This window comes from Streptococcus sp. OMI750 (genome assembly GCF_047463895.1).
Lineage (GTDB): Bacteria > Bacillota > Bacilli > Lactobacillales > Streptococcaceae > Streptococcus.
The window spans coordinates 209,413-223,524 of sequence record NZ_JASHCZ010000003.1; the positions used below are offsets into that span (position 1 = coordinate 209,413).

General features: G+C 44.2%; 16 protein-coding genes. 2 read left to right on the forward strand and 14 right to left on the reverse strand.

The window, feature by feature from the left end; all coding sequences use genetic code 11:
* Window positions 1–2: 2 nt before the first annotated feature.
* From QM830_RS07635 to QM830_RS07675, 9 genes are all read right to left on the reverse strand, one after another.
* Window positions 3–440, reverse strand: coding sequence for a PTS sugar transporter subunit IIA (locus QM830_RS07635; RefSeq protein ID WP_195423857.1), 438 nt, complete (start codon window positions 438–440; stop codon window positions 3–5).
* A 140-nt stretch (window positions 441–580) separates the two neighbouring features.
* The gene (locus tag QM830_RS07640; protein WP_009732090.1) at window positions 581–1,879 is read right to left on the reverse strand and encodes an ABC transporter substrate-binding protein; all 1,299 of its coding nucleotides are present in this window, start codon (window positions 1,877–1,879) and stop codon (window positions 581–583) included.
* Entirely contained in the window at window positions 1,876–2,559 is a 684-nt protein-coding gene (locus QM830_RS07645) for a response regulator transcription factor (RefSeq protein WP_037614177.1), read from the reverse strand. The genes QM830_RS07640 and QM830_RS07645 overlap by 4 nt, the downstream gene beginning before the upstream one ends.
* A gap of 5 nt (window positions 2,560–2,564) precedes the next feature.
* Window positions 2,565–3,881, reverse strand: coding sequence for a sensor histidine kinase (locus QM830_RS07650; RefSeq protein ID WP_414326321.1), 1,317 nt, complete (start codon window positions 3,879–3,881; stop codon window positions 2,565–2,567).
* On the reverse strand, window positions 3,881–4,864 hold the full coding sequence (locus tag QM830_RS07655; RefSeq protein ID WP_009732088.1) for a substrate-binding domain-containing protein: 984 nt from the start codon (window positions 4,862–4,864) through the stop codon (window positions 3,881–3,883). The genes QM830_RS07650 and QM830_RS07655 overlap by 1 nt, the downstream gene beginning before the upstream one ends.
* A gap of 188 nt (window positions 4,865–5,052) precedes the next feature.
* Window positions 5,053–5,448 (reverse strand): single-stranded DNA-binding protein, encoded by a 396-nt coding sequence (locus tag QM830_RS07660; RefSeq protein WP_003004675.1) that lies wholly within the window; start codon window positions 5,446–5,448, stop codon window positions 5,053–5,055.
* Window positions 5,449–5,835: 387 nt separating this feature from the next.
* A complete protein-coding gene (gene ytpR / locus QM830_RS07665; RefSeq protein WP_414326324.1) occupies window positions 5,836–6,462 on the reverse strand; it encodes a YtpR family tRNA-binding protein in 627 nt (208 codons plus the stop codon).
* 9 nt (window positions 6,463–6,471) lie between these two features.
* Complete coding sequence (locus QM830_RS07670; RefSeq protein WP_414326325.1) at window positions 6,472–6,789, reverse strand: thioredoxin family protein; 318 nt, start codon at window positions 6,787–6,789, stop codon at window positions 6,472–6,474.
* Window positions 6,786–7,076 (reverse strand): DUF4651 domain-containing protein, encoded by a 291-nt coding sequence (locus QM830_RS07675; RefSeq protein WP_037614134.1) that lies wholly within the window; start codon window positions 7,074–7,076, stop codon window positions 6,786–6,788. The genes QM830_RS07670 and QM830_RS07675 overlap by 4 nt, the downstream gene beginning before the upstream one ends.
* 143 nt (window positions 7,077–7,219) lie before the next feature.
* Here QM830_RS07675 and pepA point away from each other — a divergent pair, with 143 nt between their 5' ends.
* Entirely contained in the window at window positions 7,220–8,284 is a 1,065-nt protein-coding gene (gene pepA, locus QM830_RS07680) for a glutamyl aminopeptidase (RefSeq protein ID WP_414326327.1), read from the forward strand.
* Window positions 8,285–8,529: 245 nt separating this feature from the next.
* Window positions 8,530–10,014: a DUF1846 domain-containing protein gene (locus QM830_RS07685; protein WP_414326328.1), complete on the forward strand. Its 1,485-nt coding sequence runs from the start codon at window positions 8,530–8,532 to the stop codon at window positions 10,012–10,014.
* Window positions 10,015–10,123: 109 nt separating this feature from the next.
* Here QM830_RS07685 and QM830_RS07690 read toward each other — a convergent pair whose 3' ends face one another.
* The 5 genes from QM830_RS07690 to folP all read right to left on the reverse strand — a co-directional run bounded on the left by QM830_RS07690 (window position 10,124) and on the right by folP (window position 14,049).
* Window positions 10,124–10,279 (reverse strand): hypothetical protein, encoded by a 156-nt coding sequence (locus QM830_RS07690; RefSeq protein ID WP_414326330.1) that lies wholly within the window; start codon window positions 10,277–10,279, stop codon window positions 10,124–10,126.
* A gap of 86 nt (window positions 10,280–10,365) precedes the next feature.
* Complete coding sequence (folK, locus tag QM830_RS07695; RefSeq protein ID WP_414326332.1) at window positions 10,366–11,190, reverse strand: 2-amino-4-hydroxy-6-hydroxymethyldihydropteridine diphosphokinase; 825 nt, start codon at window positions 11,188–11,190, stop codon at window positions 10,366–10,368.
* A 25-nt stretch (window positions 11,191–11,215) separates the two neighbouring features.
* On the reverse strand, window positions 11,216–11,770 hold the full coding sequence (gene folE, locus QM830_RS07700) for a GTP cyclohydrolase I FolE (RefSeq protein WP_009732080.1): 555 nt from the start codon (window positions 11,768–11,770) through the stop codon (window positions 11,216–11,218).
* A gap of 8 nt (window positions 11,771–11,778) precedes the next feature.
* The gene (locus QM830_RS07705) at window positions 11,779–13,089 is read right to left on the reverse strand and encodes a bifunctional folylpolyglutamate synthase/dihydrofolate synthase (protein ID WP_414326333.1); all 1,311 of its coding nucleotides are present in this window, start codon (window positions 13,087–13,089) and stop codon (window positions 11,779–11,781) included.
* Window positions 13,090–14,049, reverse strand: coding sequence for a dihydropteroate synthase (folP, locus tag QM830_RS07710; protein WP_009732078.1), 960 nt, complete (start codon window positions 14,047–14,049; stop codon window positions 13,090–13,092).
* Window positions 14,050–14,112: the final 63 nt, after the last annotated feature.

The window sequence follows — 14,112 nt, forward strand, 5'->3', positions numbered from 1 at the left end:
TATTAAATATCGTCATCATCTTCTTCAGCACTAGTGGCTGAAACTTCAAAAGGCTGTAGCGCAGATCGTGCTTCTGATAAGATGGTGGCTGACAAATCGTCTCCCTCCAACACATCCTTCATCACAACCGCCGTCAAAGCCATTGTGAGGTTCATTCCCCCAAGGATCAAGGCTCCATCGAGCTTTCCAGCTTCTTCTAGAACAGTGGCTGCAGTGGTTAATGGACTCCCCCCTACAATATCTGCCAAGACCAAAACAGAATCATCAGCTGTCAATCCTGAAATGCTCTCTCTAAAATCAACTGCGAAGTCATCAACCGATTTTCCTTCTTTGAGTCCAACTGCGATGACCTGATCCATCTTGTCACCAGCAAACATGGCCAGTGATGTTTTTAGACCTTCTGCCAGCCCACCATGACTGACCAAAACGAGGTATTTCATTTTTTTGCGCCTCCTTTATTTGTCTCTATTGTAGATCATTTGAAAGCGCTTTTACATTGTCAAATGTCACATTTCAAATATGACATTTAGCAATAAAAAAATGACATCTGTCACTTGACAAAATGCCATCTTATTTCACTCTAAGCTCCTACCTGTAGACTGCTTTCCATCTCCCTCTGAATTTGAGGCAAGCGGTTCTCGACATCCTGATCGCGCAAGGCATTGCCGATCAAATAGTCTAGCTTTTCTAGCACCTCTTTTGAGACATTTTTAGGGCTGCTTTCAACAGCTTGTTCCATGATGCGGTTCAAGGTCTGATTGGTCAAGGAGTCCGTCCCAAAATCATCCACCTGCAGAAGGTCTTTACTGGAGCGACTCTTGACGACCTGTGGCATGACAGAGATCCCTTGAGATTGGGCAAAAAGGGTTTGTTGAATGTCTGGATCCTCTGTCAAAACCTGCATCAACTCCCAAGCCAACTTAGAATGAGAAGTCCGAGCGGACATAGCAAAAGAAGTCGTTGTGACTAAGGTCGCCTTGGTCGTTTTTGACTTAGCCGGCATCGGGATACAGGTCCAGGTAAAGTTTGAATATTTAGAAACGTGGTAGGGATAAGGTTTATAGGTCCGATATTGGGCCAAAGTCATGGGATAGAAGGCGACTTTCCCCTGGTCAAAATCTTTGGAACTCACCTTGTAATTTTTATTTAGATCTTCCAATTTTTGTAGGAAAGTCAAGGACTCTTTGACTTCTGGAGCTGTCAGCTTAAGCATCCCTCCTTGAAAGAGTTGACCACCATTTGCTGCTAAGGCTTCTTTCCAGGTGTATTCTGTACTTCCAAATTGGTCCAATTGGCCATCTCCATTGGTATCTTTGGTTAGTTTCTTGCAAATCGTATAGAACTCTTCAAGGGTCCAACCTTCTTTGGGAACCGCGATGCCTTCTTTATCCAAGAGATCTTTATTGACACACATCAAAATAGGATTGCTTTCATAAGGCAAGGCATAGGTTTGGCCCTGATAGACACCCGATTCAAAGGCAACGGGATAAAAGGCAGCTTGGTCTTTTCGATCCATATAGCCGTTTAACTTTTCTAGTACCCCCCGCGCCGCTAATAAGGAAAGATCTTGCTCAGAGACCATAAACACATCTGGCGTTTTTCCTGAGACAATCTTTTCAGAGAGCCAGTCTGAATAATCTGACTGCGGAATCCCGTTTTCATACTCTACACGGACATGGGGGTGGGATTTTTCAAATTTTTCAATCGCACGATCCAAGGCATGGGAACGTTGACTGGTCGGCACGTCCCAACTAGAACCTGCATACACGCCAATATGAAGCACGGTCGGTTGCTGTTTCCACCAATAAAAACCAGCGCTCGCACAGAGCGCTAAAAGGAGACCAAGCCCCCAACAAAGATGCTTTCGCTTCAATTTCATTCTGTATTTCCTTTAGAAAAATCACGTCTGGTCACTCCTGTTTGGACAGACCAGATCGCTAATTGCGTTCGATCTCTTAGGTTTAATTTCGCCAAAATCGTTGATAAGTAATTGCGCACGGTTCCTTCTGATAAGAAAAGTTTGGCCGCAATTTCTTTATTGGACTCCCCATAGCCGACCTCTTGGATAATGCGCCATTCCGTCGTGCTCAAATCCTTGACATTGTCTTCATCCACAGCAATAGAGAAGTTGGATTTGGCCATTTGAGAGAAAATTTGAAAGACCTTGCTAGCGATATTCGGGTTGATCATGGCTCCTCCCTGGTATACCACCTTAATCGCTTCATAGAGCTCCTCTGTCGAGGCTCCTTTTAAAAGATAACCTGAAGCACCATACTTGAGTGCACTATAGATAAATTCATCATCGTCAAAGGTCGTTAAAATAATAATTTTGATATCCGGATAGTGTTCTTTTACTTCTTTTGTCGCCAAAACCCCATCCATGCCTGGCATCCGAATATCCATCAAGATCAGGTCAGGATGTGTCTGTGGAATGCTAGACAAGACGTGATTCCCATCTTCCACTGTGGCCACCACTTCGATATCAGGGTGGGCCGACAAAATAATTTTTAGAGATTCTCGAATCAAGGCCTGGTCATCTGCCACCATTACTTTTATCACCATTTCTATCTCCCTTCTTTATATTTCGGTAAACTAACGCGCGTGAAAAATCCATCGCGACTTTCAAATTGAAGCTGTCCTCCTAGGATGGAAATACGCTCCATCATCTGCTTGAGCCCATAGCCATAGGTTAAGGTTTCAAACCCAACCCCATTGTCCTGCAACTCGATCAGGTAATCTTCTTCATCCTCAAAAAAATGAAGGGTCATCCGGCTGGCATGACCATGGCGAACCGCATTGGTCATAGACTCCTGGATCACACGAAAAATCGTATCTTCAATCATGACGTCCATATCGACATCGACCCATTCATAGTGTAAATCAACCTGCAAGTTGGAAAGCGTCTGGTACTCGCGGATCATCTTTTCTAAAGCATCTTTGAGGGTTCGTCCCTCAAGGGCACCTGGACGGAGGCGGTTGAGAGAGCCCCTCACATCCTGGATCCCTTCACGAACCACTTCTGATACACTTTTCACCTGCTCTTTTGCCCGATTGGGATCGATATCAATCAAGACCCCAACAGCATCTAAACCTGCTGAGATCCCTGTTAGCGCGTGCCCCAAGGTATCGTGAATTTCCCGAGCAATCCGCTTACGCTCCCGATCTTCTGCAATCTTCTCAGACAAGGCCATATAGTTGTTCAACTCCGTATTGACCTTCGAAACCATAGCCAACTCTTCTTCTACTTCGTGGTTTTCCGCAAGAACATTCATAATATAGAACAAAAGCGAAATAATAAAGAGCACCATATTCAAGGCATAGAGGGAATTCTTCAAGAAAAAGGCCAGAATCCGGATGGAGGCAGGGTAAAAATGAATATAGACATCAAGAGAAGGAATCGGAAAGAAAAGCGAAAAGACGTCTGAATTGGTCACAAGGAGCATCAAGAAACTTACTAGGATAAAAGCAAACCAATACTTGCGGTCTCGCTTGGTATTCAACTCTTTGGAACCATAGAAGATATCCGCAAAAACCAAGAGAATTAGCCCGTTATAAGCTACATTTTGGACCCACATCAAAAGCAACATCAGGAGGATCTCCAGAATGTTCCACTGATCAAACATAGACCATCGACTCGTTTGAGACCGATAACGACTCATGGAAATCAAGGCAATCCCAGCAAATAAGACCGCAGACAACCAAAAAGTCGTAGAGGGCGCAAAAGGAATACGCTCCAAACGCTCCAATAATAAGGAGGCTTGCCGTTGGGCAATGATATAGTTGGTTGCTTGAAGATAGATGATACTGTTGAGCATAACAGCGATAAAATTCACGACCATCAGAATGGCCAAACTGTACCTCACACCTCTAAATTTTCTCATTACTGCCACCCATTCACATCAAATTGATCGATGTTTTCCTTTGTCATCATTTGAACCGGAATGGTTATTTCTTTTTGGTAGCTCTTCCCAGCCGTCATATCTTGGATGACCTCCATCACGCGATCTCCCATCTTCAACGGAGACTGGGCAACGGTTCCCACGACATCATCTGTCGAGTGCAGCAAGGCTTTCATATCTGGTGAGCCATCAATCCCATAGATCGCAATAGGATGGGTGATTCCTTGCTCCTTGATCGCCGCTAAAGCTCCTATAGCCGAGCGGTCGTTTAAGGCAACCAAGGAATCTATGTCAGTCTCAGATCGCAAGAAGTCTCGAACAGCTGGCATGGCGATCTCCGTCTGCCCCTTGGTTTCTAGTTCCGATACGATCTGATAAGCTCCATGCCCTTTAATGGTATCCTTAAATCCCTGAATCCGTGTATCTGCTGAAACAGTCCCCTTATGTTCCAAGAGAAGGATCCGAGCACTAGAAGAGCGTTTCATCAACTCTTTTGCAATCAAGACCCCTGCTTGATAATTATCAGATACAATACTGGCGTCCGGTTTAAAATACTTCAGCTGGGTATCAACTGCAATGATCTTAATTCCTTGTTTTCTAGCTTTTTTAAGAGCCCTTAGAATCGGCTGACTATCCCCTTTGACCGGATTAATCACAATCACATTTACTTTTTGGGCACAAAAATCATCGATCTGCTGGCTCTGCCTTTTTTCGTCCAATTCTGGATCTCGGACATAAACAAGAGCCCCTTTCTCATCGGCAATTCGACTTATTTCCGAATGAATACTTTTATAGAACTCATTGTTCATGGTCATATAGGTGACACCGATCTTGGTCTGATCCTTGATGCTACTGGTTTGACAAGCAGCATAGATCCACAAGAGGATGCAGGCAACTGGAATCAGCAGTAGAACCCGTTTTATCAGCCATTTCAATAATTCTTTTCTTTCTTCTTTCCCCTTCAAACTCCGTTCCTTTTCTGAAAATTTTGAATATATATTACTTTATTTTACTACTTTTTCAAGAAAAGTGCTGGTTTTTATTGTACAGATGCATTTATTTGATTCATTTTAAAAAGAGTCGTTCCCGAATAAAATCCCTCATAAGTATCAAAAAAGCTAGTCTATGGACGAACTAGCTTTCTTTTTTACTTCTAAAAGGGAAGATCTTCCTCTTCTAAGATAATATCGGCTAAATCTCCTGTTCCACCATTTTCGCGCATTGCTCGCTGAGCGCGGCTCTCTAGCAACTGAAAACTTTGGCAGAGGACCTCTGTCACATACTGCATGACCCCATTTTTCTCGTAGCGGCGCGTCCGAATCTCTCCATCCAAAGAGATCAGGCTCCCTTTACTGGCATAACTAGCCATGGTTTCAGCCAATTTCCCCCAGACAACGACATTGACAAAATCAGTCTCTCGCTCCCCGTTTTGGTCCTTGTAGCGACGATTGACCGCAACGGTCACTCGGGCAACGGATTTGTCTGTGCTGGTTTTATGCAATTCTGGAGCCGCTACTAGGCGACCGATTAAAATAACTTTATTATACATCATTTACCTCCTATCTATTTATTCGAAAAAATTTCAAAAAATGGAGGTGGCAAACCAAAATCAAAAAAATCTAGGATTCAAAAAATCCTAGATTTAGAATGTAGACAAACTACTTTAAAGTAAAATAAGTTAAGCGATTTTGCAAAAAAATAAAAATTAGTTCCAATTTTTAAATCGATTCAAGAAAATACCGAAACTTTCCGCTGTGAGAAAAGTGCCTGAAACAATAACGTTTCAGGCACTCGGGAGTTTTGAGACCCTAGGCTCAAAACTAAGTCTTGGAACTTCGAAGAAGTTCGCTGACGTCCGTACTCACCTAAGGAAAGTTTTTTATATGGCTTTGTCTTCAATCTGAATCCAGGATTCAAAACATCCTAGATTCTTTCCTTATTCATACCAGTGACGAGCTGGATCAAATGGTGTCCCTGCTACTTCTGCGTCGTTCAATTCAATAATGCCTCGTTTTTGAGGAGCATTTGGCAAGTGCAATTCGCGAGGACTGCACATCATGCCATAACTTTTTTCACCACGAAGTGCCCCTGGGAAAATCAAGCTGCCATCCGGCATCATGGCACCTGGAAGAGCAACAATGGTTTTTAGACCCACCCGCGCATTTGGAGCCCCTGCTACGATCTGAACTGTCTTATCTGCCCCAACTGCTACTTGGCAGATATTCAAGTGGTCACTATCTGGATGGGCCACCATTTCAAGGATTTCTCCGACCACAAATTTTGGTTCTTGATCGTTGACCAATCGTTCTGTGAAGCCTTCTGCTTCCAATTCTTGATTCAAACGAGCTACTTGCTCATCTGTCAAAAAAACTTGGCCCTTGCCTTCGATGGCGAAGAAAGATGAGGCATCAAAAATATTCCAGGCAACCGTTTCTTGGTTGTCCTCACGGTAAACGCGAGCTATCTTTCCTTTTCTCTCCACCGCTAGCTTGGCTTCTCCACTATTTTTCAAGGTCAGCATCAATACATCGCCGACTTGTTCTTTGTTGTATGTTACAATCATGTTCTTCTCCTATTTTAATCCTGCTAAGAATGCTGTAATCTGGGCTTTAGTTTTCCGATCCCGATTGACAAACCGTCCGATTTCCTTATCCTTTTCCAGAACCACCAAACTAGGGATCCCATAAACATCCCAGACTTTCGCCAGATCCATATAGGCATCTCGGTCAATTAAGATAAAGATAAATTCGGGATTTTCAGCCTCAATCTCCGGCAAAAAAGGCTTGAGATAACGGCAATCCCCACACCAGTCAGCTGAAAAGACAAAGACTTTCTTGCCCTCTTGCTCTACATAAGAAGTAATTTCTTCTAGAGAACTCGGTGTGATCATAGTTTTTCCTCTTCATAGCGCAAGAGGCTATCCTCATAAACAAAGCGGTAATGGCGCTCATCTTCAAAAATAACGCCTCCTACTAAGCGCTCTTCACTAGACTCGTAGAGTTCCACATACAGAGTCGCAATCGTCCCCATGGCTTCCATTTGCTCCCGTACTTCTGCTACCAACTCTTCTTGGGTACGGAGACGCTTTTGATCTTTGGCAATTTTATAAACACCGGCCGCAAGAGCTCCTGCACTTGCTAGAGCCAGACTAGACAAAATAATTTTTTTAGCTTTCATAGTGCCTATTGTAACACAAAATAAGCAGAGGGACAATGGTCTAGGCTGGATCTCCTCCTTCAGTTTTTCGGGACCGATTTCTATAATAACGCTACCATCCTTGTAAAAAAAGTGATAAAATAGCATCAGAAAGAAGGTATCCTATGACTGATTTATTTTCGAAAATCAAAGAAGTAACTGAAATCCCTGCCATCTCAGGTCATGAAGCCCCTGTTCGGGATTATTTGCGCCAACAATTGACCCCTCATGTGGACGAAATCGTGACAGATGGTCTCGGTGGGATCTTCGGGGTAAAACACTCAACAGCAGCCGATGCTCCTCGTATCTTAGTAGCTGCCCACATGGATGAAGTTGGCTTCATGATCAGTGAAATCAAAGCTGATGGAACTTTCCGTGTTGTTCCAATCGGAGGTTGGAACCCGATGGTGGTCAGCAGCCAACGTTTCAAACTCTTTACACGCGATGGACGTGAATACCCTGCTATTTCCGGATCTGTTCCTCCACATTTGACACGTGGTACAGGTGGGCCAACCGTACCTGCTATTAGCGACATTGTCTTTGATGCAGGATTTAGCTCTAAAGCCGAAGCTGAAAGTTATGGCATCCGTCCTGGGGATACCTTGGTCCCAGATAGCTCTGCGATTCTCACTGCGAATGGTAAAAACGTCATCTCTAAAGCATGGGATAACCGCTACGGCGTCTTGATGGTCAGCGAATTAGCCAAGAGCTTTTCTGGACAAGCCTTAAACAACGAACTCTATGTAGGGGCCAACGTTCAAGAGGAAGTGGGACTTCGTGGAGCCCACACCTCAACTACTAAATTTGATCCTGAGATCTTCCTTGCTGTAGACTGTTCGCCAGCAGCCGATGTCTTTGGGGATCAGGGCGCGATTGGGGAAGGAACCTTGCTTCGCTTCTACGATCCAGGTCACATCATGCTACCAAATATGAAAGACTTCTTGCTCACAACTGCTGAAGAAGCAGGCATTAAATTCCAATACTATTGTGCTAAAGGTGGTACTGATGCAGGTGCAGCACACTTGAAGAACGGTGGAGTGCCATCAACAACCATTGGTGTCTGCGCACGTTACATTCATTCTCATCAAACCCTCTATGCTATGGATGATTTCTTGCAAGCGCAAGCCTTTCTGCAAGCATTGGTTAAGAAATTGGATCGCTCTACAGTTGATCTGATCAAACAGTATTAAGAAAATCCAATCAGAAGCCTCGTAAGAGGCTTTTTTAGGAGGGAAACAAAGTCCTCTTGGAAACCTTCTACCATGAGTATCCATTGAACCCCTTGGCATCTACGCTTATCTAAGGAAAGTATCTTAGAATATTTTATCTTCCATCTGTTTTCTGATATAATATGAAAGAATGAAATAATAGTGGACTGTCGTACAAAGCCAAGTGTACGTGTGACAGACACTTCCCTTATATACAGGAGTTTTACATGAAAAAACAAGCTTTTAGTTCTGAACAGTATTTGAACTTGCAACGTGACCACATTATTGAGCGAATTAACCAATTTGATGGCAAGCTCTACCTTGAATTTGGTGGTAAGATGTTAGAGGACTTCCATGCCGCTCGTGTCCTCCCTGGATACGAACCAGACAATAAGATCAAACTACTCCAAGAATTACGCGAACAAGTGGAAATTGTCATTGCTATTAACGCTAACAACATTGAACACTCAAAAGCTCGTGGGGATCTAGGAATTTCTTATGACCAAGAAGTGCTTCGCTTGATCGACAAATTCAATGAATTAGGAATCTACGTTGGGTCCGTTGTTATCACCCAATATGCTGGACAAGCTGCCGCAGACGCCTTTCGCAAGCAACTAGAGAAGAGTGGTATCGCCTCTTACCTCCACTATCCGATCAAGGGCTACCCAACGGATATGGACCATATCATCTCTCCTGAGGGGATGGGGAAAAATGACTACATCAAGACCAGTCGCAATTTGGTTGTGGTAACAGCTCCTGGACCTGGTTCTGGTAAACTGGCAACTTGTATGTCCAATATGTACCATGACCAATTGAATGGAATCAAATCTGGTTATGCTAAGTTTGAAACCTTCCCTGTGTGGAATCTTCCTTTGCATCACCCAGTCAACTTGGCTTATGAGGCAGCGACTGCAGATCTAGACGATGTCAATATGATCGATCCCTTCCACCTCCAAACTTACGGGAAAACAACGGTCAACTACAACCGCGACATCGAAATCTTCCCTGTACTGAAGCGGATGTTGGAACGCATCCTCGGAGAATCTCCTTACGCTTCCCCAACAGATATGGGTGTCAATATGGTCGGTTTTGCCATTGTGGACAATGATGCTGCGATCGAAGCCTCTCAACAAGAAATCATCCGTCGTTATTACCAAACTATTTTGGACGTCAAAGCTGAACGCGTCGGTGAAGGGGCAGTTAAGAAGATAAAACTCTTGATGAATGATCTTGGCATTACACCAAATGACCGAAAAGTAACCGTCCTGGCCCGTCAAAAAGAAGAAGAAACAGGCGAACCAGCAATGGCGCTTGAATTACCAAACGGAGAAATGGTAACAGGGAAAACTTCTGACCTTTTTGGCCCAACGGCAGCCCTCTTGATCAATGCCATCAAGAAATTGGCTCATATTGACAAAGAAACCAAATTAATCGAGCCTGAGTATGTTCAACCGATCCAAGGCTTGAAGATCAATCATTTGGGTAGTCGAAATCCTCGCCTTCACTCGAACGAGATCCTTATTGCCCTTGCCATTACGGCTATGAGCAATGAAGATGCTAACCTTGCCATGCAAGAATTAGGCAAATTGAAAGGTAGCGAAGCCCACTCAACGGTTATGCTGACAGACGAAGATAAAAATGTCCTTCGCAAACTCGGCATCAACGTCACCATGGACCCCATCTACCAATACGATCGCTTGTATCGGAAATAAAGAAAAGCAAGGCTAGACTGTTGGTTCTAGCTCCATATACAGAAAATCCCCTGAGTTCTTGAAACAGTTAGCACTCAGGGGATTTTTCATAGTTTAGTTGGATGGAGAATTACCTCTCCTTAAAAAGATAGAGACCCACAACCAGCATCGGGACAAGGAGAAGGGGATACACTTCTTTTGGAAGTAAGTTCGTTTCCAAACTCAACCAAAGGAAAAGAATAGCCAAAATAATCGCGATCAACCATTTTACAAGATAAGATTTCATGACGCCCTCCTACTCTTCGTCTAATTAAGCTTAGTATACTTCTGCTCAATTAACCTGTCAAGGTAAAAAAATAGTTGACCCTTGGATCAACTACCTTTTGTTTTTTTTACAGCCTCCCACAGTTGTCGGATCTGTTTTCTTTGAACAGGATCCACAAAATGAGGGGCAATTTCATTTAAAGATTCTAATACAAAGGCTCGTTCTGCCACATAGGGATGTGGCAAGATCAAGCTAGGGCTGTAACAAATCGTGTCCTTCATATAAAGCAGATCTAAATCAATTACACGCGGTCCCCACTTGATCTCACGGACACGCCCCATTTCCTGCTCGATGGCAAGTAAGGTCTCTAGTAAATCCTCTGGGGTCATCCAGGTTTCAACCTCTGCCACCTGATTCAAAAAGGCGTCTTGCTCCACTCCTCCCCAAGGTTCCGTTTCAATCCTTGTGGACGTTTGAAGAAGGTGAATGCCTCGATCCTTGATTTTTTCTAGCGCCGTCTCTAGCTGCAGTTGTTTATCTCCCATATTGGTACCAAGGCCAATAAAGGCTCGTTTTTTCTCTCGTTCGATTGTCACCGAACAAGTCTCGAGGGGCAAGGGAACAGGAGCCCAAGGTTTTTTCAACTCCAGACGAACTTTTTCTACAAAGGCATAGCTTTCGAAAATCTTTTGCACCAATTGGAAGGCAACCGTTTCAATCAGATCGATCTTTTCTGCCTGCATCCACTCGGTCAACTGTTCCGCCAAGATCCCATAATGGATCGAAGCTTCCAAATCACCTGTACGGGCAGCACGAGTCATCTCATAATCCACCCATAGGTCTAGGACAAAGCGTTGTCCCAATTCTTTTTCTGCCGGAAAAACACCATGATAGGCGTATATCTCTAAGTCCTTGATCCGTAATTGATCCACTCTCTTCACCTCTTATAGCCGGCCATTAGTGGCCCATGAGTTTATAGGCTTCATTTTTCAAGTCTTTATCTGTCGCAAGCAGTCCACGCGCAGCAGTTGTCACTGTAGCAGTCCCGGGTTTACGGACACCACGCATGTTCATACACATATGCTCTGCTTCTACCCAGACAAGTGCTCCTTGTGCTCCAAGATATTCAATCAAGGCATCTGCGATTTCTACCGTCAAACGTTCCTGAATCTGTGGTTTTTTAGCATAAACTTCAACCGTACGAGCCAGTTTTGAAAGCCCAGCAACACGGCCATTTGGGATGTAGGCAATGTGCACTTTTCCATAAAACGGCAAAAAGTGATGCTCACACATGGAATGGAAGAAAATATCCTTCTCAACCACCATATTGTTATCAATGATTTCAAATGATTTAGACAGGTGCTCTTCTGCCGTCTGTCCTAGTCCTGAAAAGATTTCTTGGTACATCTTTGCAATGCGGGACGGGGTTTCTTGAAGCCCTTCACGGTTCTCATCTTCACCGACTGCCTCGATGATCATTTTTACTGCTTCTTCAATTTTCTTTGTATCCATATCATCTCCTAATTGGATTTTTCTTTTTTTAATAAATAAGGTCGAACTTGGCTGAGAAAGTAAAGCGATCCTGTTACAACAAGGAGCTCATCTCCTTCAGCTTGCCAATTTTGTAGAAACTCTTGCCAGTTAACCTTTTTCAGCTGGTGTTTTCTAGCAACAGTTGCCATCTCTTCCTGAGAATAAGCTCTTGGATCTTCAAAAGTCGTGAGGATCAAGCGACTATTTTCAAGGTCCTGCCATTGACGCAACATCTCTTCTAAGGCTTTGGTTCGGATGCAGGTAAAAAGGATGGTCTTTTTTTGTCTTGGAAAGAGATCCTGAAGACTTGCAATCAAAGGTGCAACGGCGTGGGGGTTATGGGCCCCATCTAGCAAGATCATGGGTTTTTGAGAGATAACTTCCATCCGACCAGGCCAGACGACTTGATGCAAGGCCTCATCCACTAACTCTCTTGACAAGAGTTCACGCCCTTCTCTTTCAAAAAGTACATCACAGATACTGATAGCAAGAGCTGCATTTCTAGCCTGGTGATAACCTAAGAGCGCCACTTGATAGGAGGCCTTTTCTCTTTTTAAACTGTGATAAGAAAAGGATTGGCCCGATAGACAAGAGGCTTCTAGTTCAACCTGATAATCTCTGCCATAGGTAAACATTGGAGCCTGCTGACTATTCGCAATGTCTTCTATGACTTGGCTAGCTTCTACTTCTAATTTCCCTAGAACCAGAGGAATTCCTGGCTTAATGATACCAGCCTTTTCACGGGCAATGGAAGCCAAATCTGGCCCAAGAAGAGCAACATGGTCCAAGCCAATCGACGTGATCGCGGTCAGCACCGGCTGGCAGACGTTGGTACTGTCTAGTCGTCCCCCCATACCGACTTCCATAATCACATAATCCAGCTCCTCATGAGCAAAATAATCATAGGCGATCGCCGTCATCACTTCAAATTCCGTCAAACCTTGAAAGATGTCTCTTGATTCTTCAGCTTCCAAGAGCTGTTGGTAGCTATCCAGATAGGTTTGCAGGTCTTGATCGGAGATGGCTTCGACATTAATGGTCATTTGGTCATTGTAATGGATCAGATAAGGAGAGGTAAAGACTCCAACACGTAAACCTGCCTGTCTCAAGAGTTGGGATAAAATGGCAATGGTAGACCCTTTGCCATTGGTCCCCGCAACATGAATGACCCGACAGTCTAGGTGAGGATTCCCTCTCAAAGCCAAGAGAGCTTCCATGCGCTCCAAACCGAAATGTGGATCTTGGGACCGATAGGCTTCTAGCCAACGAAGATCCAACTGATGTCCTTTTGTCTTCATTTACTTGTATTGTTTTAAATTCGTATCTGCTGCCTCTTGGGCTTGGAAAATAGCTTGGCCCAGACTAGCTGCCATCTTGTGAAGGGGAATATCATGCACCCGCACCACTTCAACCCCTTGGCTAGCTGCAATGCTCGTCAAATGGCTCGAAGCCAAGTCCCGGTTCCAAAAACCAGTCTCAGTAGTAGGATCTGTCTCAAATCCAGCTTCCTCAATAATATTGACCACAAAGCGTTTCCGAGAGACTCCAAGGAAGATTGGATAGCCCTTTTGGTGAATCGTCTCTAGCTCTTGCAATAAGAGTAAGTTCTCGCGCTTGGTCAAACCAAAACCAATCCCAGGATCCAGCAGGATATGATCCTTCTGGATACCAGCTTCTTTTGCTACCGCAAGCGAACGTTCTAAGAAGGTCCACATCAAGTCTTGAATAGGTTCTTGAGCCATCTCTTGAAGCTCTTGCTCTGAAAAAGCCGGTTCAAATCCAAAACTTGGAAAAATAGTGGAACTTGGATGACTCGGTCTAGCCATGACGGGATTAAACATGAGAATCGCGCTAGCTTCATGCTGAGCAACCACAGTGGCCATCTTAGGATCTCCAAGAAGACCAGTAATATCATTGACAATATCGGCTCCAGCTTCCAGCGCTGCGGCTGCCACTTGGGACTTCCAGGTATCCACTGAGATCAAGACATCACTTTCTTTCCGAATGGCTTCAATCACCGGAACCACACGGTCAATCTCTTCTTGAATCTCCACATAATGACTACCTGGTCTGGTTGATTCCCCTCCGATATCCAAGATCTGAGCCCCTTCTTGGATCAGTTTTCTAGCCTGCTGCAAGGCTGTATCTATACTTGTATACTTGCCGCCATCAGAAAATGAATCAGGAGTGACATTTAAGATGCCACAAAGAAGCGTCCCTTGGGCACTCAGCCATTTCCTATCTACTCTTCTCCCCATTTTCAACTCCTTTTCCTTGAACTAGAGAGCAACGAGATGAGAAAGAGGCTAGAACAAGAGTTC